The 23431-nt window shown below is 61.8% G+C and carries 17 protein-coding genes, 2 tRNA genes and 1 riboswitch; of the genes, 8 read left to right on the top strand and 11 right to left on the bottom strand.

Features of this window, described 5'->3' with window-relative positions:
• Window positions 1-102: 102 nt before the first annotated feature.
• The 3 genes from ABN482_RS02455 to metH form a co-directional block, all read right to left on the bottom strand.
• Window positions 103-178 (bottom strand) — tRNA-Glu (locus ABN482_RS02455).
• 29 nt (window positions 179-207) lie between these two features.
• A tRNA-Ala gene (locus ABN482_RS02450) sits at window positions 208-283 on the bottom strand.
• Between the two features lie 191 nt (window positions 284-474).
• Window positions 475-4251 (bottom strand): methionine synthase, encoded by a 3777-nt coding sequence (metH, locus tag ABN482_RS02445; RefSeq protein ID WP_502877221.1) that lies wholly within the window; start codon window positions 4249-4251, stop codon window positions 475-477.
• 128 nt (window positions 4252-4379) lie between these two features.
• Window positions 4380-4532, top strand: a riboswitch (cobalamin riboswitch).
• A gap of 42 nt (window positions 4533-4574) precedes the next feature.
• On the opposite strand from metH, the gene ABN482_RS02440 reads away from it, so the two are divergent.
• Window positions 4575-6464 (top strand): TonB-dependent receptor plug domain-containing protein, encoded by a 1890-nt coding sequence (locus ABN482_RS02440; protein WP_349502501.1) that lies wholly within the window; start codon window positions 4575-4577, stop codon window positions 6462-6464.
• A gap of 58 nt (window positions 6465-6522) precedes the next feature.
• Window positions 6523-7470: a cobalamin-binding protein gene (locus ABN482_RS02435; protein WP_349502500.1), complete on the top strand. Its 948-nt coding sequence runs from the start codon at window positions 6523-6525 to the stop codon at window positions 7468-7470.
• An 84-nt stretch (window positions 7471-7554) separates the two neighbouring features.
• Here the strand turns inward: ABN482_RS02435 and ABN482_RS02430 are convergent, their stop codons facing one another.
• A complete protein-coding gene (locus ABN482_RS02430) occupies window positions 7555-8850 on the bottom strand; it encodes an O-acetylhomoserine aminocarboxypropyltransferase/cysteine synthase family protein (protein ID WP_349502499.1) in 1296 nt (431 codons plus the stop codon).
• A gap of 25 nt (window positions 8851-8875) precedes the next feature.
• Entirely contained in the window at window positions 8876-9928 is a 1053-nt protein-coding gene (locus ABN482_RS02425; protein ID WP_349502498.1) for an isopenicillin N synthase family dioxygenase, read from the bottom strand.
• 139 nt (window positions 9929-10067) lie between these two features.
• On the opposite strand from ABN482_RS02425, the gene ABN482_RS02420 reads away from it, so the two are divergent.
• The 6 genes from ABN482_RS02420 to ABN482_RS02395 all read left to right on the top strand — a co-directional run bounded on the left by ABN482_RS02420 (window position 10068) and on the right by ABN482_RS02395 (window position 15119).
• A complete protein-coding gene (locus ABN482_RS02420; protein WP_349502497.1) occupies window positions 10068-10745 on the top strand; it encodes a histidine phosphatase family protein in 678 nt (225 codons plus the stop codon).
• Between the two features lie 22 nt (window positions 10746-10767).
• Complete coding sequence (gene speG, locus ABN482_RS02415) at window positions 10768-11322, top strand: spermidine N1-acetyltransferase (protein ID WP_143857825.1); 555 nt, start codon at window positions 10768-10770, stop codon at window positions 11320-11322.
• A complete protein-coding gene (locus ABN482_RS02410) occupies window positions 11319-13529 on the top strand; it encodes an ATP-dependent helicase (RefSeq protein WP_349502496.1) in 2211 nt (736 codons plus the stop codon). Before speG ends, ABN482_RS02410 begins: the two co-directional genes overlap by 4 nt.
• 117 nt (window positions 13530-13646) lie before the next feature.
• Window positions 13647-14069, top strand: coding sequence for a hypothetical protein (locus tag ABN482_RS02405; RefSeq protein ID WP_349502495.1), 423 nt, complete (start codon window positions 13647-13649; stop codon window positions 14067-14069).
• Window positions 14070-14151: 82 nt separating this feature from the next.
• A complete protein-coding gene (locus tag ABN482_RS02400; protein ID WP_349502494.1) occupies window positions 14152-14622 on the top strand; it encodes an Xre family toxin-antitoxin system antitoxin in 471 nt (156 codons plus the stop codon).
• A complete protein-coding gene (locus ABN482_RS02395; protein WP_349502493.1) occupies window positions 14619-15119 on the top strand; it encodes an RES family NAD+ phosphorylase in 501 nt (166 codons plus the stop codon). Before ABN482_RS02400 ends, ABN482_RS02395 begins: the two co-directional genes overlap by 4 nt.
• A gap of 19 nt (window positions 15120-15138) precedes the next feature.
• On the opposite strand, the gene ABN482_RS02390 is transcribed toward ABN482_RS02395, so the two are convergent.
• The 6 genes from ABN482_RS02390 to ABN482_RS02365 all read right to left on the bottom strand — a co-directional run bounded on the left by ABN482_RS02390 (window position 15139) and on the right by ABN482_RS02365 (window position 23309).
• Complete coding sequence (locus ABN482_RS02390) at window positions 15139-16275, bottom strand: YncE family protein (protein WP_349502492.1); 1137 nt, start codon at window positions 16273-16275, stop codon at window positions 15139-15141.
• Between the two features lie 19 nt (window positions 16276-16294).
• Window positions 16295-18679 carry a TonB-dependent siderophore receptor gene (locus ABN482_RS02385; protein WP_349502491.1) on the bottom strand — a complete coding sequence of 795 codons (2385 nt, stop codon included), beginning with the start codon at window positions 18677-18679 and terminating at the stop codon, window positions 16295-16297.
• 110 nt (window positions 18680-18789) lie between these two features.
• On the bottom strand, window positions 18790-19821 hold the full coding sequence (locus tag ABN482_RS02380; protein WP_349502490.1) for a FecR family protein: 1032 nt from the start codon (window positions 19819-19821) through the stop codon (window positions 18790-18792).
• Window positions 19822-19835: 14 nt separating this feature from the next.
• Window positions 19836-20351, bottom strand: coding sequence for a sigma-70 family RNA polymerase sigma factor (locus ABN482_RS02375; RefSeq protein WP_349502489.1), 516 nt, complete (start codon window positions 20349-20351; stop codon window positions 19836-19838).
• Window positions 20352-20446: 95 nt separating this feature from the next.
• Window positions 20447-21361: a DMT family transporter gene (locus ABN482_RS02370; RefSeq protein WP_349502488.1), complete on the bottom strand. Its 915-nt coding sequence runs from the start codon at window positions 21359-21361 to the stop codon at window positions 20447-20449.
• Window positions 21362-21422: 61 nt separating this feature from the next.
• Window positions 21423-23309: a putative bifunctional diguanylate cyclase/phosphodiesterase gene (locus tag ABN482_RS02365; RefSeq protein ID WP_349502487.1), complete on the bottom strand. Its 1887-nt coding sequence runs from the start codon at window positions 23307-23309 to the stop codon at window positions 21423-21425.
• Window positions 23310-23431: the final 122 nt, after the last annotated feature.

Below are 23431 nucleotides of genomic sequence, written 5' to 3'. Positions count from 1 at the left end.
ACGGGACTCGAACCCGCGACCCCCGGCGTGACAGGCCGGTATTCTAACCAACTGAACTACCGCTCCGCAGCGGTATGCCTTTCGGCAATTGCCAGATTTAACTGGCGTCCCCTAGGGGATTCGAACCCCTGTACTCACCGTGAAAGGGTGATGTCCTAGGCCTCTAGACGAAGGGGACCTGAACTGCAGTACAACCTTTCGCTTTGGTGGTGGAGGTAAGCGGGATCGAACCGCTGACCTCTTGCATGCCATGCAAGCGCTCTCCCAGCTGAGCTATACCCCCGTTCCGTTATGACTCAAATTTGGTGAACTTGGCGTTGCTGCTTCGTTCGTTTTGTTTGCGTCATCAGCGAAGAAACAGAATTATGCACGAAAACTTCATGGCGTGCAACTCCCTCAACACCTTTTTATCAATAGTGCAAAAATACAACACGCCTTTCGATAAAAGCGTTGCGTTCTTGCCGCCCGCTTCCATCAGGCATCTTCCACAACCCCGACCAGCGTGCGGCGAATATCGGATTCCTCCCGTCCGCTGCGTGCGGCGTAGTCTCGCACTTGGTCTTCGCCAACGATGCCCACATTGAAATACTGGGACTGTGGATGGCTGAAGTAGAAACCCGATACGCTCGACGCCGGATACATGGCATAGCTGTCGGTCAGTTGCATGCCGATCTCCTCGCACGCCATCACGCGGAACATATCGCGCTTGACCACATGCTCCGGGCAGGATGGATAGCCGGGTGCAGGACGGATGCCACGGTACAGCTCGGCGATCAGCGCATCATTGTCCAGCGCCTCATCCACGGAATAGCCCCACAGATCAGTCCGCACGCGTGCATGCAGGCATTCGGCAAAACCTTCGGCCAGCCGGTCGGCCAGTGCCTTGAGCATGATGGCGGAATAGTCATCATGCTCACGTTCGAAGCGGGCTTCCTGCTTTTCCATGCCCAGCCCCGCCGTCACGGCAAACATGCCGATATAGTCCACGATGCCGCTGTCACGCGGCGCGATGAAATCGGCCAGGCACTTGTTCTCGACACCCTCGCGCTTGGCTGTCTGCTGACGCAGGTTGCGCCAGGTGAACAGCACTTCCTGGCGCGTCTCGTCGCGATAGACCTCGATGTCCTCATCGTTGACGGCATTGGCCGGATAGAAGGCCACCACGCCGCTGGCCGTCAGCCAGCGCCCTTCGATCAGTTTCCTGAGCATGGCCTGGCCATCGGCATACACCTTGCGGGCCTGCTCGCCCACCACCTCATCCTCCAGAATGGCCGGGAACTTGCCGAACAGACTCCAGGTATTGAAGAACGGCATCCAGTCGAAATAGCGGGCGATATCGGCCAGGTCGTAATTGCGGAACTCGCGCCGGCCAATGAACTTGGGCCGTGGCGGCACATAGCCGTTCCAGTCGATGGAGGTACGTTCGGCACGCGCCTGTGCCAGGGAGATCAGCGGTGTACTCTGGCGGCGCGCATGACGCTGGCGTACCTGTTCATACTCGGCGGCAAGGTTATCGAGATAAGTGGCGGCATCATCGGACACCAGGTTCTGTGCGACGCCAACCGAACGACTGGCATCGGGCACATAGATAACCGGACCATCGTAATGCGGCGCAATCTTGACGGCAGTATGCACGCGGCTGGTGGTGGCACCGCCGATCATCAACGGGATGCGACGCTCGCGAAAGTATGGATCCCGCTGCATCTCGCTGGCGACATAGGCCATCTCCTCCAGACTGGGTGTGATCAGGCCCGACAGGCCGACGATATCGGCCTCGACTTCCTTGGCCTTGGCCAGGATTTCGGCGCACGGCACCATCACGCCCATGTTGATGACTTCAAAGTTATTGCACTGGAGCACCACCGACACGATATTCTTGCCGATATCGTGCACATCGCCCTTGACGGTCGCGATCACGATGCGGCCCTTGGCGCGCACGTCGCCCCCGGCAGCCTCGATCTGGCGCTTTTCCTCTTCTATATAGGGGATCAGGTGTGCCACGGCCTGCTTCATCACGCGCGCCGACTTGACCACCTGGGGCAGGAACATCTTGCCGGCACCGAACAGGTCGCCGACGATATCCATGCCCGCCATCAGCGGCCCCTCGATGACCTCGATGGGCCGGCCACCACGTGCCAGCACCTGCTGCCGGATTTCCTCGGTATCCTCGACGATATGGCTGGTGATGCCGTGCACCATGGCATGCGCCAGGCGCTTTTCGACCGGCTGATCACGCCAGGCCAGATCCTCTTCCTTGCGCGCCACATTGCCCTTGATGGTCTCGGCGAACTCGACCAACCTTTCCGTCGGCGTACGCGTATCGGCCGGATCGTTACGTCCGAGCGGCTCGGCCCGATCCAGCACCACATCTTCGACCAGATCGCGCAATTGCGGCGACAGCTCGGCGTACACGCCCAACTGGCCGGCATTGACGATCCCCATCGTCAGCCCCTCGCGGATGGCGTAGTAGAGGAAGACCGTGTGGATGGCCTCGCGCATCGGCTCGTTGCCGCGGAACGAGAAGCTGACGTTCGAGATCCCACCCGAGATGCGGGCATGCGGCAGGTTCTGCCGGATCCAGCGCACACCTTCGATAAAGTCCACCGCATAGTGGTTGTGTTCGTCGATACCGGTCGCCACCGCAAACACATTGGGATCGAAAATAATGTCTTCAGGCGGGAAGCCCACCTCTTCGACCAGCAGCTTATAGGCGCGGCCACAGATCTCCTGGCGGCGCGGCAGACTGTCGGCCTGCCCCAGCTCATCGAAGGCCATCACCACGACGGCGGCACCATAGCGGCGGCACAGGCGCGCATGATGCAGGAAGGGTTCCACCCCCTCTTTCATGGAAATCGAGTTGACGATGGGCTTGCCCTGCACGCAGCGCAGACCAGCCTCGATCACGTTCCACTTGGAACTGTCGATCATCACCGGCACGCGTGCGATATCCGGCTCTGAAGCCACCAGATTGAGGAATCGCACCATGCAGGCTTGCGAGTCCAGCATGGCCTCGTCCATGTTGATGTCGATGACCTGGGCACCATTCTCGACCTGCTGGCGCGCCACGGCCAGCGCCTCGTCGTACTGCTCCTCGCGGATCAGGCGCAGGAACATCTTGCTGCCGGTCACGTTGGTACGCTCGCCCACGTTGACGAACAGTGTGCTGTCATCGATATTGAGCGGCTCCAGGCCGGACAGGCGGGTCTTGACCGGGATGTCGGGCACGACCCGCGGCGGCAGCTCGAGAATCCTGTCGGCAATGGCCCGGATATGCTCGGGTGTGGTGCCGCAGCAACCGCCTGCCATGTTGACCAGTCCGGCACGAGCGAACTCGTCCAGCAGCGCCGAGGTATCGGTCGGCGTTTCGTCGAAGCCGGTATCGCTCATCGGGTTGGGCAGCCCGGCATTGGGATAGACGCAGACGAAGGTATCGCACAGCTTGGACAGCTCGGCCACATAAGGCCGCATCAGCGCTGCCCCCAGCGCGCAATTCAGCCCGATGGTCAGTGGCCGGGCATGGCGTACGGAATTCCAGAAAGCCTCGACTGTCTGGCCGGACAGGATGCGTCCCGATGCGTCGGTCACCGTCCCCGAAATCATGACCGGCAGGCGCACGCCACGCGCCTCGAAAACTTCTTCCACGGCAAAGATGGCTGCCTTGGCGTTGAGTGTGTCGAAGATCGTTTCGATCAGCACCAGGTCGATGCCGCCATCGAGCAGGCCATTCATCTGCTCGGTATAGGACTGGCGCAACTCCTCGAAGGTCACATTGCGTGCGCCCGGATCGTTGACATCGGGTGACAGCGATGCCGTCTTGGGCTGCGGCCCCAGCGCCCCGGCCACGAAGCGCGGTCGCTCCAGCGTGCTGAAGGCATCACAGGCGGCCCTTGCCAGTCGCGCCGAGGCGACATTCATTTCGTAGGCCAGCTCGGGCATCTCGTAGTCGCCCTGCGCAATGGCAGTCGCGCCGAAGGTATTGGTCTCGATGACGTCGGCACCAGCCTCGAGATAGGCACGATGGATCGTCTCGATGATATCGGGGCGAGTCAGCGACAGCAGTTCATTGTTGCCCTTCACATCCTTGCCGTGACCCGCGAAACGCGTACCCCGGAAGTCGGCTTCGGTCAGCTTGTATTGCTGGATCATGGTCCCCATCGCCCCGTCGAGAATGGCGATGCGCCGGGTCAGCAGGCGCGCGAACCCGGCACCGTGGGTATAGCTGTCGATGGGATAAGGCAGGGACGGAAAGATAAGGCTCACGCGGGCATCCTGATGGCGACGGAACGGGGCTGTTCCAGAATAACCACATATCGTAGCAAAACCCGCAGCCATGCTACATTTCAGCCCATGCCGAAACAGGTGCTTTCAATCGATCCGGCCCGCACGGCACCGACTCCGGCCTGCGATCGATGGGAAAGATAAACGGGAAACAGGAAGCGTCACCATGACGCCTGCCTGTGCTGCCCCCGCAACGGTCAACGCGTTTCCGTACAACGCGCCAGCCCGATACCGGCCTGTCTGGCTCCTCTCGTTTCTTTATTACCCGTGCGCGGGGTCGCGCACACCATGAGGCCATGATGTCCACCTATGCTTTCCGCCTGACGGCCGGCGCGCTGTCGCTGCTGTCCACCCTTCCCGCCCTCAGCCTTGCCCAGTCCGCCGATGCTGCCCGCACCGCCGGTACTGTCTCCGCGCTCACGCCCGTGGTCGTCACCGCCTCGCGCACGCCGCAGCCGCTGGATACGGTTCTGGGCGACGTGACCGTGATCGATCACGAGACTCTGCAGAACTCGAAATCGAGCAGCCTGGCGGAAATCCTGTCACGCCAGCCGGGAGTCCAGATCTATACGAGCGGTGGGCCGCAGACGGTGACCGGTGTCTACCTGCGCGGTGCCAATCCGCTGCAGACGCTGGTGCTGATCGACGGCATGCGCATCAATGACAGCAACGCCGGTAGCATTGCCTGGAACGCCCTGGACCCTGCGATCATCGAACGCGTCGAGATTCTGCGCGGTGCTGCCAGCAGCCTGTATGGTGCGGATGCCATCGGCGGCGTCATCAACATCATTACCCGCCGCGCCACCGACGGCGAGTCTTTCAATGCATGGGCCAATTTCGGCCTGGGCAGCCGTGATACCTTCAAGACCAGCATGGGTGCCACCGGCGCGCAAAATGGCTGGGACTATCGTCTCTCGGCCAGTAAGGCCAGCAGCGATGGTTTTGATGCCAAGACTGTCGGCAGCAGCAATCACCATCCGGATCGCGACGGCTACGAACAGCACAGCGTGGCCGGCGCACTCGGCTATACCTGGCGGGAAAACCAGCGCATCGGCCTGGACATCTACAACGGTTATATCGATGGCGACTACGATGGTTTCGGCCATCCCGACCGCAGCCTGACGCGCCAGCAGGCCTACAGCCTGAGCAGCACCAACCAGTTGACGGACATCTGGCAGAGCGTAGTGCGCTTCGGCTTTGCCAAGGACACCATCGAAAGCCGCTCGGCCAACAGTTCGTCGCAAGTCGGCATGATCCAGCGCCAATACAGCTGGCAGAACAACTTCCAGCTAACGCCCAGCCAACACCTCGGTCTCGTGCTTGAACGTCTGGAAGAAAGGCCGGTCACCGCAAACAGCTATACCGAGCTTCGTCGGAACACCAATTCGGCGGCAGCCATCTATCGTGGAGACTTTGGCCTTCACCACCTGCAGGGCAGCGTGCGATACGACAACGTCTCCGGACTGGACAGCCAAACGACTGGCAGTCTGGCCTACGATCTCGACCTGAATACCCACTGGCAGGCAGGCATTGCCGCCAGCACCGGTTTTCGCATGCCAACATTTGCTGATCTGTATTACCCATATGAGTCTTATGGTCCTGGATATGGCAGCTTTCAGGGCAACCCTAACCTGAAACCCGAAAAATCGCGCAATATCGAAGCTCACGTCCGCTACTCCAATGGTCAGGCCAGCGTGGAGGCAACTGTTTACCAGAACAAGATCCGTGATCTCATCCAGGGCTATGTCTGCAACACCAGCTCCGACTGCACAGCAGAGAATGTCGATCGCGCTACCATTCGCGGGGCCACGCTGACAGGTACATACGCCTGGGACGACACCACCCTGCGCGCCAGCGCCGACTTCTTGCGTCCTCGCGACGATGCAACCGGCAAGACCCTGATCCGACGTGCGAAACAGGTCTACAACCTCGGCGTAGATCACCGGATCGGCAAACTGCTCCTGGGAGCCGACTACCAGTTCCAGACCCATCGCTACAACGATGCGGCCAACAATACCCGTCTCGGCGGTTACGGCCTGCTGAACCTGCGCGCCGCCTATGACTTCACGCGCCAGATCGGCGTCCAGCTTTACTGGAACAACGTGCTCGACAAGGACTACACCCAGGTCTACGGCTATCGCAACGATGGCTCCAACGTGTTCGTCAACCTGTCCTGGAAGTACTGACGCCATGCCGGCCCGGGCATCTGCACACACCTTACCGCGCCCGGGCGCGGCAAGGTGTGTGGCACTCGGGCTGGCAGTTGCACTATACGGGCTGGCCGCTGAAGCAACGGCACAGTATGCCGATCCCACCACGCAAGCACATCCAGTCAACGTCATCGACGATCAGAACCGCACGATCTCGTTGCCCCACCCGGCCCTGCGGGCCATCACCCTCAGTCCACATGCCACCGAACTGGTCTATGCCGCAGGCGCAGGCGCGCATCTGGCCGGCACGGTGGACAGCAGCAACTACCCTGCCGACGCACAGGCATTGCCCCGGATCGGCGACGGACTTCATCCCGACCCTGAACGCATCGTCGCACTCCAGCCAGACCTCCTGATTGCGTGGTTGCCCGCCCAGGCGGAATCGCTGGCACGACCCCTGGCGCAACTCGGCACACCGCTGTTCTACAGCAACCCCGCTGGTCTGGATAGCCTGCCCAACGCCATTGTCACACTGGGACGCCTGTTCGGCACCGAAGAAACGGCGACCCGCAATGCCACATCATTGCAGCAACGCCTGGACACACTGCGCAGTCGATACCGGGACGCGCCCCCCGTGCGTGTCTTTATCCTGGTCGGCAGCGAACCGCTCTACACACTCAATGGTGCCCACATTATCAGCCAGGCCGTCGAACTGTGCGGCGGCATCAATATTTTCAGCACGGCACCGGCGGCGGCTCCACAGGTCAGCCCGGAAGCCGTGCTGCGGGCACAGCCCGACATCGTGCTGATGAGCACTCAGGGACTGGCCACGCTGAATGGCTCCCGGGATATACCATCCCGCCACAGCGATGCGACAACGACACTGTATGGTGGTCAAGTCATGGCGCTCGACGCCGACCTGCTGTATCGCCCCGGTCCCCGCCTGGTCGATGCTGCAGAGCAAATCTGCCAGCGACTGGAAAGCATCCGGGCCAACGCACAGCAACAGGCAGGTACCCGACACCTGCAACCCGCCCCATAAGCAGCAGCGATGCGGGCAGCCGGGCAACGGCGAGCCCTGCCATGCAGTCCAGGACCGAACCGCTGCTCGACGCCCTTTCCTTACTTACACTTTTGCCAGCGCCTGATCCAGATCGGCCAGCAGGTCGTCGATATGCTCGATGCCGATCGACAGGCGTACGGTCTCTTCCCTGACACCCGCCTTCGCCAGTTCTTCCGGCGACAACTGCCGGTGCGTGGTCGAGGCCGGATGCGTGGCCAGCGACTTGGCATCGCCGATATTCACCAGTCGCGTCAACAACTGCAGCCCATCCAGGAAACGGGCTCCGGCCTCACGGCCGCCCTTGACGCCAAAGGTCAGGATGCCCGAAGCCTTGCCACCCAGGTATCTGCGGAACAGGGCATGGTCGGGATGATCCGGCAAGCCACCATAGCTGACCCATTCGACCTTGGCATGATCCTTGAGATGCTGGGCAATCGCCAGCGCATTGTCATTGATGCGATCCAGGCGCAAGCCCAGGGTTTCGATACCCTGCAGGATCAGGAAGGCATTGAAGGGCGACAACGCCGCTCCGGTATTGCGCAGGGGGACCACACGCGCCCGCCCGATGTAGGCCGCCGCCCCAAGAGCCTCCGTATAGACCAGGCCGTGATAGCTGACATCAGGCTCGTTCAGCCGCCGAAAGCGTGCCTTGTGCTCGGCCCAGGGAAACCTGCCGGAATCGACGATCAGGCCGCCGATGCTGTTGCCATGCCCGCCCAGGTACTTGGTGAGCGAATGCACGACGATATCGGCACCATGTTCGATGGGCCGCAGCAGATAGGGAGACGGTACCGTATTGTCGACAATCAGGGGCAGGCCATGCGCATGGGCCACTTCCGCAACGGCCACGATATCCACGATATTGCCCAGCGGGTTGCCGATCGACTCCACGAAGATCGCCTTGGTACGGTCATCGATCAGCGCTGCAAAGGCCTCGGGCCTGCGGGCATCCGCGAAGCGGGTCTCGATGCCGTATTGCGGCAGCGTATGCGCGAACAGATTGTAGGTACCGCCGTACAAGGCAGCCGCAGAAACAATGTTGTCGCCCGCCTCGGCGATGGTCAGGATCGAATAGGTAACAGCCGCCTGCCCGGACGCCAGTGCCAGCCCGGCCAGCCCACCTTCGAGGGCCGTCACGCGCTTCTCGAGCACATCGTTGGTCGGATTGCCGATCCGCGAATAGATATAGCCTTCCACATTCAGGTCGAACAGGTCGGCACCATGCTGCGCACTGTCGAATGCAAAGGAACTGGTCTGGTAAATGGGCACGGCCACGGCACGTGTGGTCGGATCGGGCTGGTAGCCGCCATGCACGGTGATGGTATCCAGCCTCCAGTGTTGCTGCTGCTCGGTCGTCATGCTGTCGTACTCCTTCAATGGTCAGTCAGTTGTAGGCACCCGCATCCTCGGGCAAAACGATTCCTTCCCGCGCCAGCACATCGGCATAGAAACGCCGTGCCACATCCGCATGCGAACGCAGCCGCCCCTTGAGCAGGTTAAGGCCCGTATGCGGCACCAGCACATTGCGCGGATCGCGTTCGACACCCCGTGCCTGCCGCGCCAGTTCAGGCGGCAATGGCAACTCAGGCAGTGCGGCGTCAAGCCTGGGACTCAGGAAGAATGCCAACGACAGCCGGTCCGTACCTGCGGGCGGGCTGACGACCCGATGCAGCGTGGCCCTCAGATAGCCATTGCTGAGGATTTCCAGCACCTCGCCCAGGTTGACCACGACCGTGCCCGGCAGCGGCGGCGCATCGATCCAGCGGTCCTGGTAGTAGACCTGCAATCCCGGCTGCACGTCCTGCAGCACGAAGGTCAGGCAGCCCGAGTCCTTGTGCGCACCAACGCCCTGCGCAGAACGGACCTGCTCCTGCCCCGGGTAGCGGATCAGCTTGATATGCTGCACCGGCGTCCCGGCGAAGGCCTCGTCAAAGCGATCCACCGGTTGGCCCAGCGCCAATGCCAGCGCCCGCAGCAACTGCTGACCGGCCAGCGTCAGGTGCGCCTGGATATCGAGTACGCGCAGCCTGAATTCCGGCAACCCGTCCGGCCACTGGTTGGGTCCCTGCAATCGCTTCCAGGCAGGGTCGTCCGGCCCGAGCGGCAGCACGGCGCGTTCGGCACCGATATCGATCTGTTCACGCCAGTCCTTCTCGCCCCGCGTGATTTCGTCGCCCTCTCGGGTATAGCCGCGAAAGTGTGGCGAATTGCTCATCCGCAGCGCATCCTTGTCGGCCTGCGGCAGCTCGAAGAACGCCCGCGACACGCCAAACAGGGCGCGGGCCTGTACCTCATCCAGCCCGAAACCGCGCAGATAGAAAAAACCGACGCCATGCGCCGTCTCACGCAGCGTGCTGACAAACGCGGCACGCTGCCCTGCATCTCCCCGCACGAAATCGTTCAGATCGAGGATCGGTAAAGTCTGCTCGGTGCCCATGTCTCTTTGTTTCCAGAGTGCAAAGATCCGATTCTGGACAGCAAAGGGCACAAGGCGAACAATTTAAAAGGCATTTGCAAATAGCGACATGAAATCCGTGTATCCTCATCCGATATCACTGCTTGGACCGCACCACCGCATGACCGACATCTGGCTGATCCGCCACGGCGAAACCGACTGGAACCGCGCCCACCGTTTGCAGGGCGGGCAGGACATCCCGCTCAACGACAACGGCCAGGCCCAGGCCCACCAACTGGCCCGGCGACTGGCCGAGCTTCCCGAGCGTCCCCGTTTTGCCGGCCTTTACAGCAGCGACCTGCAACGTGCCCGCCAGACAGCCCAGCCGCTCACCGCCGTGCTGGACTTGCCGCTGCTTACGGAAACCGGGCTGCGCGAGCGCAGCTTCGGCGTGCTCGAAGGCCTGGCCATCGACACCATGGCGCAAACACAACCCGAAGCAGCCGCCATCTGGCGTGAGCGCCGCCTCCACGATCCACTGCCTGGCGGTGAATCGCTGGCAGACTTCGCCCGGCGCGTACTCGACAGCCTGCACCTGCTGGCACAGCGCCATGACGGCGGCACCCTGCTGACCGTGACCCACGGCGGCGTACTGAATGTCGTCTGGCAATACGCCCACGGCGAGTCGTTCGATGCGCCACGCAGCACCTCCATTCGCAATGCCGGCATCAACCGCATCCGGATCGACGGCACACGCTGGCATATCCTGGACTGGGGCGATACTTCCCACCTCGACCAGGCCGCTGCCGATGATGCCAGCCTGCCCCCGGCCAGCCACCCCGCCCCACCCATCGCCTGAAGCCTGCAGAGGCACGCACGCCATGACCGAACGTACCCACACCCACGCTCCCGTGCAGCTTGCACTGCGCCCGCTGGAGCGCACCGATCTCAAGTTTGTCCACAAGCTGAACAACGACGCCAAGATCATGCGCTACTGGTTCGAGGAGCCCTACGAAACCTTCTCCGAACTGTCGCAGTTGTACGACCGCCACATCCACGACCAGCGCGAACGCCGCTTCATCTGCGAAAACGCCCAAAGCGAACCCATCGGTCTGGTCGAACTGGTCGAACTCAACTACATCCACCGCAGCGGCGAGTTCCAGATCATCGTTGCCCCCCAGTGGCAAGGACGCGGCTACTCTGGCCGGGCCACCAACCTGGCCATTGACTATGCCTTCCAGGTGCTCAACCTGAACAAGGTGTACCTGTTCGTCGATCCCGACAACAAAAAGGCCATCCATACCTATGAGAAGTGCGGTTTCCAGCACGAAGGCACGCTGATCGAGGAATTTTTCAGCGGTGGCAGCTACCGCAACGCCCTGCGCATGTACATTCTCCAGCGCGACTACCTGCGCACGCATGCACCGCTGCCATGAGCACACTGCCGCTGACCCCTGAACAGAGCGCCATCCTGCAGGCGCGGGATCCCGCCATCCTGGTCTCGGCCGTGGCCGGTTCCGGCAAGAGCACCACCCTTGCCCACGCGGCGGCCCTGCGGCTGCGCCGAGGCACACCGCCCGAACGTATCCTGGCACTGGTGTTTTCCGACACGGCCCGCCAGGTTTTCCTGAACTACCTGGCCCAGGCGGGACACACCCGCGCCGATGTCACCGTACGGACCTACGACGAATACGCCCGCAGCCTGCTCGACGCCTGGGTGCGCCTCGGCTATATCGACGGCGCACACACTCGCCGGCTGACCTCGCTCGATACACTGCGCCCCTGGATCTACCAGGCCATCGAGGATGCTGCTGCGCTCGGTGCCCATCGCGACTACTACGAATTCACCCTGAACGACACGCATGCGGAATATATCCTCGATACGCTGACCTGGCTCAAGGGCACGCTGCGCCTGCGCCATCTGGACGACATGTCGATCAGCGAGTTTGCCCGGCAGGAAGACCTGCCGGAAGGACTGGTTTCCATTCTGCGTGAATACGAACGCGCCCGCAGCCACGATGTCGGACTGTACGAATTCCAGAGCGCCCAGGACTATGTCTATGACTGTCTCACCACACTGGCTGGCTGCGACTACATCGAACTGCCGCGTTTCGACCTGATCGTCGCCGACGAGTGGCACGATATCAACGAAGCGCACCTGCAGTTGCTGCAGCGCCTGCACACCGGTGGTGGCCAACTGATCGCGGCCGGCGATGCCGACCAGGTCATCCATACCCGCCACGGCGCTCACCCCGACTACATGGGCCCTGCCTTCCTGGCCGCATTTGGCCAGGCGCGCCGCACCGCCATGCCGCTGTCGCGCTCGTTTCGCTGCGGTCCTACCCTGGCACTGGCAGCCGGCAGCCTGGCCCATAAAACCTTCGAATCCTGGCGCACCCAGGACACGGAAGTCAGCGTGCTGCTGCAGACACAACTCTATCAGGACCAGCCCGACGGCCTGGCACACTACCTGCAGAGGCTGCGCCAGCGGCGTGGTGAAAGCGGTTTTGCCAGTTGCGCCATCCTGCTGCGCAGCCCCGACCTCAGCATCGACATCGAGAACGAACTGATCCGCCAGGAGATCCCTTATCAGGTCAGCGGCTTCGACAGCTATTTCGAGCGTGATGAAATCCTGATCCTGCGCGGCATCCTGGCCCTGCTGTGCGAGCAGCTCCACGGAGCCACCACGGCTGCCGAGGCACTCCCCATCCTGCAGGCACTCGGACGCCTCAGCGAAGTCGACATGCCCGAGCACGACTGGCAGGCCAGCGCGCGCGACATCGCTATCAATCCACAGTTGATCCGCTACTTCTACAGCGGCCAGTTGAATCGCCCCCCTGCGCATGCAGGCTCCCAGGCTCACCCGACGACACCCGGGCAGCCCCGGCAGGAAAACGATACGCCGCATGCCACTGACGCAGCCGTGCCGCCCCTGTGGCGCGGCCGGCTGGTCAGTACCATCGAGCAATTGCGGCCCCTGCGTGACCAGGCGAGCGCAGGCGAACTGCTGCGCCAGGCCTGCACACTGCTGCACCTGCCCGCCTATGCCCGGCGTCATTACCTGCAGCAGGAACAGGCGGATGGCATCGAGCATTCGATCCAGGCCTTTGTCGAGCATGCAGAACAAAGCAAGCTGGCAGCAGCCGCATTCCTGGAGACAGTCGCCTCGACCCAGCGCCAGTCGCAGCGCCTGCGCAGCCATGCGGGCAGTCCCCGTCAGCAGGCACCATTGCAACTTTGCACCATCGCTGCGGCCAAGGGCAAGGAGTGGCCCGTGGTGATCGTACCGGGCCTGTCACGCCTGCACTTTCCCCGCCCCCAGGCACAACCTGCAGAAGAGCGCCGCCTGCTGTACGTTGCCGCCACCCGCGCACAGACGCAACTGGTGCTCGTCAGCGACGATGCACACCACCCTTACCTGCAGCAGATGGATCTGTCGCAGGCGCGTGCCCAGGCAGCCGCCATGTTGGAAGAAAACCGCGCCAGACAGGCCGATACGCGCATTTACCTGCATGTGCCGTTCGAGCAACGGGCCGACGCCAAGAACAAAGGAGCCCAGTGGGACCCGATCCGCCGGCAATGGTGGATACGGTCGTCCATGTATCTGCCCAGTTTCCGGGACTGGCTGCCACCCGACAGATAGCCGTCAGACAGGGCGCGCAATTTTGTCCCGGATGGGTTCTGCCGCCCGTTGATCCTGCCTACGATGGACTGTCCGCCGCTTGCGCGGCCCGTTCACGACAGCCAAGGATCGATCCCCATGCATGCACAACAGACCGCCAACCACCTGCGCGATATCGTACGCACCGCCGCCGATTTCTCGCAGGCTTGGAATGCCTTCTTCGAACTGGCGGAAAAAACCGATTTCATTCGCCGCAGCCAACCTGTCGCCTTCCCCGCCCTGCCCGGCCTGATCGATACCATCGGCAAGGACATGATGACGCGACCGGATGCAGTCACCCGCGTGCCGCTGGTCCTGCGCTATGCCGATACCGGGCTGCACCATGGTTTCCTGTCTGCGGCCGGTCATCCCGGCGCTTTCCTGTATTTCAAGGAAGACGATATCGGCATGGTCGGCATCAGCCTCATGCCGGGCGGGCGCACCCTGTTTACCCGATTCAGCCTGGCGCGCCTGCGACCCGGCAGCCACCTGATGGCCGACGCCGGCACAAGCCTGCATTGATACGCCCGGCCAGGCACATGCCTCCTACCCTTTTGTCGCCATATGGCACTACAATAAAGCCATATGACAGAAGGAGTGCGCCGTGGCCAAAACCGCAACCGTACCCGCTGACGAGCCATTTGCCTCGGTGGTCAATGCGCTGGGCGTTCACGCCCTGCACATCCGCACGCCCATCGAACTGCACGAGCGCATCGTCGCGGGATTTCCCCGCGCCACGGCCATCCGCCTGGTGTCGGGGCTGAACAAGATCCGACTGGATGAAAGCATAAAAGTGCTGAACCTGTCTGCCCGTACCTGGCAGCGCATCAAGGCGGACAAGGCCGAACTGCAAAAGCCCCTCGATCCGGATCGCAGCGCCCGTCTCTGGAGCCTTGCGGATATCCTGGCCAAGGCCGAAACCGTACTGGGAACGCGTGAAGATGCCGAACAATGGCTTTCACATCCGGCTATCGGTCTGGACTCGCACCGTCCCATTGAACTGATGTCCACGCCCCAGGGCGCAGCCCTGGTCAGGACGCTGCTCGAACAGATGGAACAGGGCGTCTACGCATGACCCCATTCCCGCCGCTCCTGACCACGCCGTTGCGTGCCTGGCGCATCGATCATGCCGGGCGTGCCGGCCAATGGGATTCCGGCGCAGGTGCCTATAGCGTCGGCGGGCGCTGGAACCCCAAGGGTGCCAAGGCGGTCTACTGCTCGCTCGATGCCGCCACCGCCATCATCGAAGTGGCCGTGCACAAGGGATTCCGGGCCATGGACCTGATCCCGCATGTGTCCACCGTCATGGAGATTCTGGATCCGTCACAGGTCCACCTCGTCCTGCCGGAAGACGTGCCCAACCCAACCTGGCTGCTGCCGGGCATCCCGAGCGCCGGCCAGCAGGCCCATGGTGCCGAGCTGCTGGCACGGCATGTCTTTGTCGCCCTGCCCAGTGCCGCCAGCCGCCAGAGCTGGAACCTGATTTTTGACCCGGATCGCGCACGGGACCAGTACCGCCTGCTCCACCAGGAACGGCTGGCCATCGATACACGGCTCAATCCGGTGGGCTGAAATCACCAGCAGCATTCCTTCACAGGCCGTCCAGATCGATCCGCACGACCTGTTCGACAGGCGCGGTCGTGCCCAGCGCGGCAAAAGGCTGCTTGACAGTGACATACAGCACCTGGCCGTCTGCGCCTATGGCCAGGCTATTCGGATGCACCGGCAGGGGCAGACTGTGCTTGATCCGGTAGGTCGAGGCATCCACGATACTCAGCGTGCCTGCCCCCCGGTTCGCCACGTAGATTTCGTTGCGCACGGGATTCAAACGGATGCCCACAGGCCCCTCGCCCGTTGGCACGATATCCAGCAACTTGCCGGTTTCTCCTTCGAAAACAAAGATCCCTTCGCTATTGGATGACTCATTGGCAAATACACGCCCCGATGCCTCGTCGACAGCCACATTGACAAAGTACCGCTGACGTTCATCGTCTTGATGTCGCTTGCCCACCCGGAAATAGGCCTCGCGCTGCAACCGGTTGGCATCCATGACCTCCACAGCGGCGGTTCCACTGCTGTAAAGCCGCCCGCGCCTGCTGTCCAGGGCCAGGCCGATGCTTTTGCCATCGGGGGCCTGCCGCACCTTGCGTACCGCCAGCGTCTCGCCATCCAGTTGCCAGATGATGCCTGTCCGATCCACGCCACCCACGAAAAGCGTGCCGGTACCACTATCGGCCAGCAATTGCCGGGTATGGATGGGCTCGCCCTCCGCATTCAGCCTGATCAACTGAACCTGGCCCCGCACTTGCCCGGTCGCAAGATCCAGCGCGAGCACGGTGCTTTCCAGGGAATGCCCCACATACAGCACACCGGCACGTTCATCCAGACTCAGCGCGAATGGCTTGAGCGGCAATTCGATCGTGCGCTGTATCGCCAGCGTATCGCCATCCAGTTGATAGACCACACCGCCTTTGCCATCACCGAAGGTCCCTGCACTGGCAACGAATATGGCATCCAGCGCCCGACTGTAGACCACCTCGTAGATATTCGGTGCCAGCGCCTGCGCCAGGACAGGCTCTGCGACGGCCCCGACGCCTGTCACCGCGATGCTGCGTGCCGGTTCACTTGCCCCGGCAGCACCTGCTGCCGGTGACAGGCAAACCAGCACTGCCAGGGATACCCAGGCCATGCGCAACGCACGACATGTGAAGAAAAAAGAGGCTTGCATGATATTCCTTTGTCTCTCGTCAGAATTGATAGCGGGCGCTGAGCATCACGCTCCTGGGTGCGCCCCAGGTATAGACCACGCCCTCCCAACTGGACGCGCTCATACCGGCCAGATATTTTTTGTCGAACACGTTGTTGACATTGGCGCTCAGGCTCAACTGCCGATTGACCTGATAGCGCGCCATCAGGTCCATGACCCAATATGGGGACTGTTCGATCCCGATGTTGCCAGCATGTGCCTCGCGCGCACTCTGCCAGCGCGCTGCCGCGCCCACGGTCAGGTCGTCTAGCGATCCACCCGCGAAACGATACGAGGTGCCCAGCTTCAACTGTCGCTTTGGAGAACTGCTGGCAGTGGAAAGCGTGCTGCTGTTCATGACGTAGCTGCCCTGCAGCTGCCAACCCGGCCACACCTCGCCTGACAGTTCCAGTTCGTAGCCACGCCGCATGACGCCACTGACAGCACGATAGGCGTTGGCCCCTCCGGGCGTCTTCTGTCCCGTCGACTCGGCTTCGTTATCGGTTCGCATCCAGAACTGGCTGGTGCTGGCATTCAGGCGCTTGTCAAAGAACTCGCCCTTGGCTCCGATCTCGTAGGTCACACCCTCGCGGGGGTCCAGCGTGTTGCCCGAGGCATCCTGGGCACTTTGCGATTCGAAGATACGCGCATAGCTGGCGTACAGCGAAATATCCTCACTGGCATCGAACACCAGACCGGCGTAGGGAGTCAGCACACCGGTATCTTTCAATGTCTGACTCCCCCCCTCGACATACAAGGTTTTGTCCGTACTCTCATAGTCGGTGACACGCATCCCCAGGATGAGATTCAAGGGGTCCAGCAAGGAAAAACGACCGGCACCATAGGCATAGTGTTGCTTCTTGCGATGATCGCTGTCGCCGAACTTGTTGGAGCCGAAGCTGGAGTGCATTTCCGATGTGCCGGCACCGACCAGCAGTTCATGCGTACGCCCCAGAAACTCGACCGGCCCCTTGAGATCGAACATCAGGCTGGTATTGTCATTGAGCGTATCCAGGTATCGGGTGGCATTCGCATAGCTGTCCTGATATCCCCCCAGGCGCAGTTCCGGCATTTCTATGTTTTCATGGGATGCCTGCAATTTGGCACTCCAGCCATTGGCGAAGCGATGTTCCAGCCGGGAAAACACATTGATCGAAGTCTGGTCATAGCCTGCCCAGCGTGCCCCAGGATTGAATGAGCGTGGCTTCCAGCCCTGGAAATTGCCTGCCGAGTCGTACAGGGTAATGGATTCATACATGGCCAGACCACTGACCTTCCGCTTGCGGTAAGTCACACCTGCCGCCAGCGTCGTACTCTCGCCCAGGTCGGCCTCCAGCGTGCCGAACAGCAAATGGCCATCGGTCTTTTCGCCATCCATGAAACCATGGGCGCGCGAGGCCAGCGCCACGGCACGGCCGCGCAAGGTGGCTGCCTGGTTCAAGGGACCGCTGACATCCACGCTGGCACGATAGTTGTCCCACTGGCCTGCGCTCACACTGCCCGATGCCTGGAAATCATGCGTGGGGCGCTTGCGTATCATGTTGACCGTTGCCCCGGGATTGCCATACCCGGTCAACAGCCCCGCCGAGCCTTTCAGGACCTCGACACGGTCTATATCGGCCAGATCGTCCTGCGTATAGTTGGTGCCGCCGAAATAGGTATATCCGGATGAGTTCTGACGGCTGCCTTCCGTTTGCAGGTTCACGGCAGAACCTCGGGCACCATACTCGATATAGCTGCCCATCCGTGTCACGCTGACACCTGGCGTTTGCGTCATGACGTCCGTGAGGTTTTCCAGCTTGAAGTCATCCATGCGCTGACGCGTCATGATCGTCACCGATTGCGGGGTCTGACGCAGCGTCAGGTCCAGGCCGGTGGCGGCGGTCGTCGGGCCGGAGGCCGTATAGCTGCCACTGCCTTCGGTCGTGCTGTCGGTGGCCCCTCGTACCGTAACCGTCTCCAGTCGCTGGGTCGGCATCGGCCGACTGCGCAGGGAATAGCCCCGGGCACCGGTTCTGACCGCCTCGACCGGGCTGTCGCGCATCAATTCGGCCAGCGCCTGGTCCGTGCCGTAAGTCCCATTCAAAGCCGGCGCATGCTGCCCTGCCACGAGCGCCGGATCGAACGACAGCGTAATGCCTGCCGCCCGGGCGAACCGGGCCAGCGCATCCGCCAGCGCCCCGGCAGGCAGGTCGTAGTGCTGCGGACCGCTGCGGACCGCCTGCCCATCACTTGCCACAGGCGGCCCGGCCATACCGGCCTGGGCATGCGCATTCTCGTGAACCAGCGTACTGCCCATCGCCAGCAGTCCGGCCAGCGCTGCCTGTATCGCGAGGGACAGGCCAGACACCCGGTGCCTCGGGTGGGACTTTCTTTCATTCGGCATGCATCAACTCCAATGGATTGCAATGGTTTGTCCTGCCCATTTGCCGAATGAAAATCCAAGTCCCTCAACGCTTATTTGTAATAATTATTTTCAACACAACAGATCAGGCTTTATCCTTTTGGATGAATGCGCACCCAATATCCCCAGCGCACCTCGATCCGGATCGGCAGGGTTCGCTGCAGGGAGCGCAGCATTTCGTCCATGTCGTCCAGCCTGAAGACTCCAGACAGCCGCCATTCGGCCACCGCAGGATCGCAACTGATCCAGCCACGACGATAGCGTTCCGCCTCATCGATGAAATCCGCCAGCCGCATGTCATGCACCTCCAGGACCCCGTCTATCCAACCTGTTAGTGCCAACCCACTGGCCTCGGCGTCGGATACGGCCTGTGCATCTCCGACCGATACACGATAGCGCTGCCCCGGGCTGGCAATCAGCGGAGCACCATCGGCATGTACATGCCCGATCAGCGCAACCCTTCCTTCGTCAACCTGCAGCAGTGCGAAGTCCGGCTCCTGGCGCACCAGAAAGCGTGTGCCCAGTGCCACGAACTCTCCAGACCGGCTCCGGACACTCAGGGGGCGATAGCCGGGCTGTTTCGCATCCGGGCCCGTTTCCAGGTAGATCTCCCCTTCCTGCAGCAGGATACGACGGGCATCGGGCCGAAAATCCAGCGCGACCGACGTGGCGGTATTGAGGAACAACTGCGTGCCATCCTCCAGCACGATACGCCGCCGCTCCCCTCTTGCTGCCGTATGCTCCGCCCGCCAATGACGCCAGTCTATCGTCTGCCTGACCGTCAGCCAGGCCCCGATGCCAATGCCGGCCAGCCCCAGCAGCTTGAAGGCACGCCGGCGTTGCTTGCGAGCCAGGGCGAGATCCACGGCAGCACTCGCGATACCTGCCGGCATCGCAGGCAACACCGGCCATTGGTCTGTCAGATCCGACAACTGCAACCAGGCCTGTTCATGCTCGGGATCGGCGGCGCGCCACTGCGCGCAGCGGGTGCGCGTGGTGTCATCATCGTGCGACTGCAGCCTGACCATCCAGGCAATCGCCTCCTCCAGGGCTTGCGGCGAACTGCCGCTTCCCCTGCCCGATCCTTTCATCGCAGCCTGGGCCATGCGCCTGTCGTTGCCCATATCCTGTGCCACCATCAACGCCCGAGCAGGCCTGCTGCGCGGCAGCAGTGCCGCAATGCCGCCATCATGTATTTTTCGACCGAACTGACCGATACGCCCAGCTCACTGGCAATCTGGGCATAGCTCAAGCCTTCCAGGCGATGCAGCAGAAAGGCCCGCCGTGCGCGGACATGCAGTCCGTCCAGCAAGACAGCAATCTGCGCCAGGGTTTCCAGCACAATCGCCTGGTCTTCCACGGAAGGCACCGTATCGCGCGGCAGGGCCGCCAAAGTCTCGGCCCAGGCCCGCTCCAGTTCGCTGCGCCGGATGTGATCCACGACGACGCCATGCGCGATGGTCGCCAGATAGGCACGCGCCTGTCGTATGCGTTCAAGATCGGGTTTGCCCAGTATCCTGACGAACGTATCCTGGGCCAGATCATCGGCATGGCCGGCACAGCCAGCCTTGCGGCGTAACAGACGTACCAGCCAGGAGTGATGATCGCGATACAGGTCGTGTATCACATCCTGCCTCATGGCATCGCGTGACATGGCATTCTCGATCAAATAATAAAAATATTATTGGGAATGAGATTCTATCACTGTACGATTCAACGAAAACACGCTGCCTGGCACACGTTCAGTTGCTAACCGACAGTCCCTTGCTTGCTCCGGCCTTTCCGCAGCTTGAACTCGCTCACGATCACCCCCAGCACCACCAGCGCACCGCCCAGCAGCGCCATGGCGGGCAGTCGCTCGCCGGCAATGCGGCCAGCCACGCCCGCCCAGACAGGCTCGCCAGCATAGATGATGGTGGCCCGGGAGGGATCCAGCGAACGCTGTGCCCAGTTCATCGTCAGCTGGATCAGCGCACTGGCCAGCCCCAGACCCCCTGCCAGCACAACCAGCATCCACGAAAAAGCCGGCACCGACGTCTCGCCTGCCATCGGCATCAGGGCAAAGGCCACCAGCGACGCCACGGCCAGTTGCACCACCGTGACACGCCGCGTATCGACACGACCGGCAAACAGGCCGATCAGCACGACCTCGGCTGCAATTGCAAACGCACTGAACACCGTCAGCGCCTGCCCCTGGTTCAGGGTGATGGCCCCGGCACCATTGCCGGTCAGCAGGACCAGGCCAACGAAGGCCAGCACGATGCCCGCCCAGGTCGCCAGTCGCGGTGCCTGCCGCCACACGGCCCATTGCAGCAAAGGCACGATGGGCACATACAGGGCCGTCAGGAAGGCCGACTCACTGCTGGTGATGTACTGCAGCCCCATGGTCTGGGCACCATAGCCCAGCGCGATCGCCACACCGATGACTGCGCCGGCGATCAGGTCGCGCCCCGTCATGCCGCGCAGCGCGCGACCGGATACCAGTGCCAGTGCCAGAGCAGCGGCTGCGAAGCGACAGCCGACGAAAAACATCGGAGTACTGAAGCTCAGGGCGTATTGCACCACCAGGAACGTGCCACCCCAGACCATGGTAATCAGGATCAGGGCAAGCTGGGGCGCACGCGACGACGCCGGCACGGCAGGAGTCAGGGCAGAGGCAGTCAAGACGGCTCGGGACAGGATGCACGAAGTGCGGAGGGCGTACTATAGTCCAAGTCCAGATCGCTCAGCCGGCCGTCCGCAACAGGTCTTCGAACGCCTCCGCGGCCAATGGTCGGGCAAACAGATAGCCCTGCCCCAGATCGCAAGCGATATCCGCCAGCAAGGCGCGCTGCTGCGCTGTCTCTATGCCTTCGGCAATCACTTCCAGGCCCAGTTTGTGGGCCATCATGATGATGGCCTCGCAGACCGCCAGGTCATTGGACGTCTCGGTCAGGCTGGAGACGAACGAACGGTCGATCTTGAGATAATCGATATCGAACTTGCGCAGGTATGACAGCGAGGAATAGCCAACGCCAAAATCATCAAGTGCAATCCGCATGCCGGCGGAACGAAAGGCCTCCAGCCGGGCCAGTACGTCCTCGCCCTGATCCAGCAGGACACCTTCCGTAATTTCAAGCGTGATGCCATCCGAGGTAGTGCCCGCTGCCGCCAGGCAATCGAGCCAGTCCTGCAGGTCGATGCCATCGGCCCGGAACTGCATCGGCGAAGCATTGATGCTGACCTGCAGCGCCGGATCGTAGCGCTCGCGCCAGCGCTGGATCTGCTGCGCGGCCTGGCGAAAGACCCACTCACCGATTTCGAGGATCATGCCGCTTTCCTCGGCCAGCGGGATGAAATCCCCCGGCAGGATCAGTCCCCGGGTCGGATGCTGCCAGCGCAGCAGCGCTTCGGCCTTGACGATGCGAGCAGAACGCAAATCCACGATAGGCTGATAGACCAGCGAAAATTCACCGGCAGGCAGCGCCAGATGCATATCGTTGAGCAACCGCATCCGGGTCTGGGTCGCTTCCTGCATGCAGGGATCGAACCGGGCATAGCGGTTGCGCCCCTGGTTCTTGGCAACATACATGGCCTGGTCGGCATAGTTGAGCAGATCGTCGATCAGCTCGCCGTCGTCAGGGTAGTAGGTCACACCGATACTGGTCGAGATAAAGACCGTATCGGAATCGAGCGCGAACGGTTCGGCCATTTTGCGAAGGATTTCCTCCGTGACCCGCCCGACATCGCCGAAATGATGCAGATCATCCAGAATCACCGTGAACTCATCGCCACCCAGTCGAGCCACCGTATCGGTACTGCGCACACAGCCCTGCAGCCGTTTGCCCACTTCCTTGAGCAGGATGTCCCCCATGGCGTGGCCCAAGGTATCGTTGATTTCCTTGAATCGATCCAGGTCCAGGAACAGAATCGCCAGCTTGCGCTGGTTGCGATGCGCTCGCGTAATGCTGCGCTCCAGGCGGTCCATGAACAGTTGGCGATTGGGCAACCCGGTCAGGAGATCGAAATTGGCCTGCCTCCAGATAATGGCCTCGGCCTGCTTGATCTGGGAAATATTCGAGAAAATGATGACGCGACGATGTGCAACACCTTCATCATCGTAGATCGTATTGATGCTGAGCCATTCGGGAAAGACGCTGCCGTCGCTGTGCTGCCCCCAGTGCTCGCCTTGCCAACTGCCACCGCGCAACACCCGGCCCCAGACTGCACGGTAGAACTCGGCACTATGGCGCGATGAGTTCAGGGTACGCACATGCTGCCCGACCGCTTCGGCCGCACTGTAGCCGCGCAATGCCTCAAAGGCAGGGTTCACGTCGATGATGACACCGCGGGCATCGGTCACCAGCATGCCTTCCTTGCTATTGCGATAGACCAGCGACGCCAGCCGCATGGATTCGTCATAGCCATAGGCCTCCGCACCTGCGGTGGGATCCAGCCCCAGGATCCCCTGGCGCACGATTCGGCCCAGCAAGGGAGAACTGACCTCCACAAGCAATTTCTGCAGTCGCCCGAGTGCCTGCAGGCTCGCATCATCTTCGCTGATACCCAGATGCGCCCTGAGACTGTCCGGTTTCATCTGCAACGTGTCAGCCAGTTCGTCAAGTATTGGCATACCGCCCATATGCCCCATAGTCCCGTTCCTGCCCCATTCTACAGACCGCAATGCGCTGTCCTGTTACCGAGGGCGACTTGTCATTTATCAATAGAATACGACAGATATTTTATTTTGTAATA

This window comes from Corticimicrobacter sp., from assembly GCF_040137905.1.
GTDB lineage: Bacteria > Pseudomonadota > Gammaproteobacteria > Burkholderiales > Burkholderiaceae_B > Corticimicrobacter.
The sequence above is the reverse complement of the archived record's forward strand: the minus strand, read 5'-3'. Positions and strand labels throughout refer to the sequence as shown.

Coding starts and splice junctions, on each gene's coding strand:
- ABN482_RS02440 (WP_349502501.1), top strand. CDS start 4,575: ATGATGTCCACCTATGCTTTCCGCCTGACGGCCGGCGCGCTGTCGCTG.
- ABN482_RS02430 (WP_349502499.1), bottom strand. CDS start 8,850: ATGACGACCGAGCAGCAGCAACACTGGAGGCTGGATACCATCACCGTG.
- ABN482_RS02425 (WP_349502498.1), bottom strand. CDS start 9,928: ATGGGCACCGAGCAGACTTTACCGATCCTCGATCTGAACGATTTCGTG.
- ABN482_RS02420 (WP_349502497.1), top strand. CDS start 10,068: ATGACCGACATCTGGCTGATCCGCCACGGCGAAACCGACTGGAACCGC.
- speG (WP_143857825.1), top strand. CDS start 10,768: ATGACCGAACGTACCCACACCCACGCTCCCGTGCAGCTTGCACTGCGC.
- ABN482_RS02410 (WP_349502496.1), top strand. CDS start 11,319: ATGAGCACACTGCCGCTGACCCCTGAACAGAGCGCCATCCTGCAGGCG.
- ABN482_RS02405 (WP_349502495.1), top strand. CDS start 13,647: ATGCATGCACAACAGACCGCCAACCACCTGCGCGATATCGTACGCACC.
- ABN482_RS02395 (WP_349502493.1), top strand. CDS start 14,619: ATGACCCCATTCCCGCCGCTCCTGACCACGCCGTTGCGTGCCTGGCGC.
- ABN482_RS02390 (WP_349502492.1), bottom strand. CDS start 16,275: ATGCAAGCCTCTTTTTTCTTCACATGTCGTGCGTTGCGCATGGCCTGG.
- ABN482_RS02385 (WP_349502491.1), bottom strand. CDS start 18,679: ATGCCGAATGAAAGAAAGTCCCACCCGAGGCACCGGGTGTCTGGCCTG.
- ABN482_RS02380 (WP_349502490.1), bottom strand. CDS start 19,821: ATGGGCAACGACAGGCGCATGGCCCAGGCTGCGATGAAAGGATCGGGC.
- ABN482_RS02375 (WP_349502489.1), bottom strand. CDS start 20,351: ATGTCACGCGATGCCATGAGGCAGGATGTGATACACGACCTGTATCGC.
- ABN482_RS02365 (WP_349502487.1), bottom strand. CDS start 23,309: ATGCCAATACTTGACGAACTGGCTGACACGTTGCAGATGAAACCGGAC.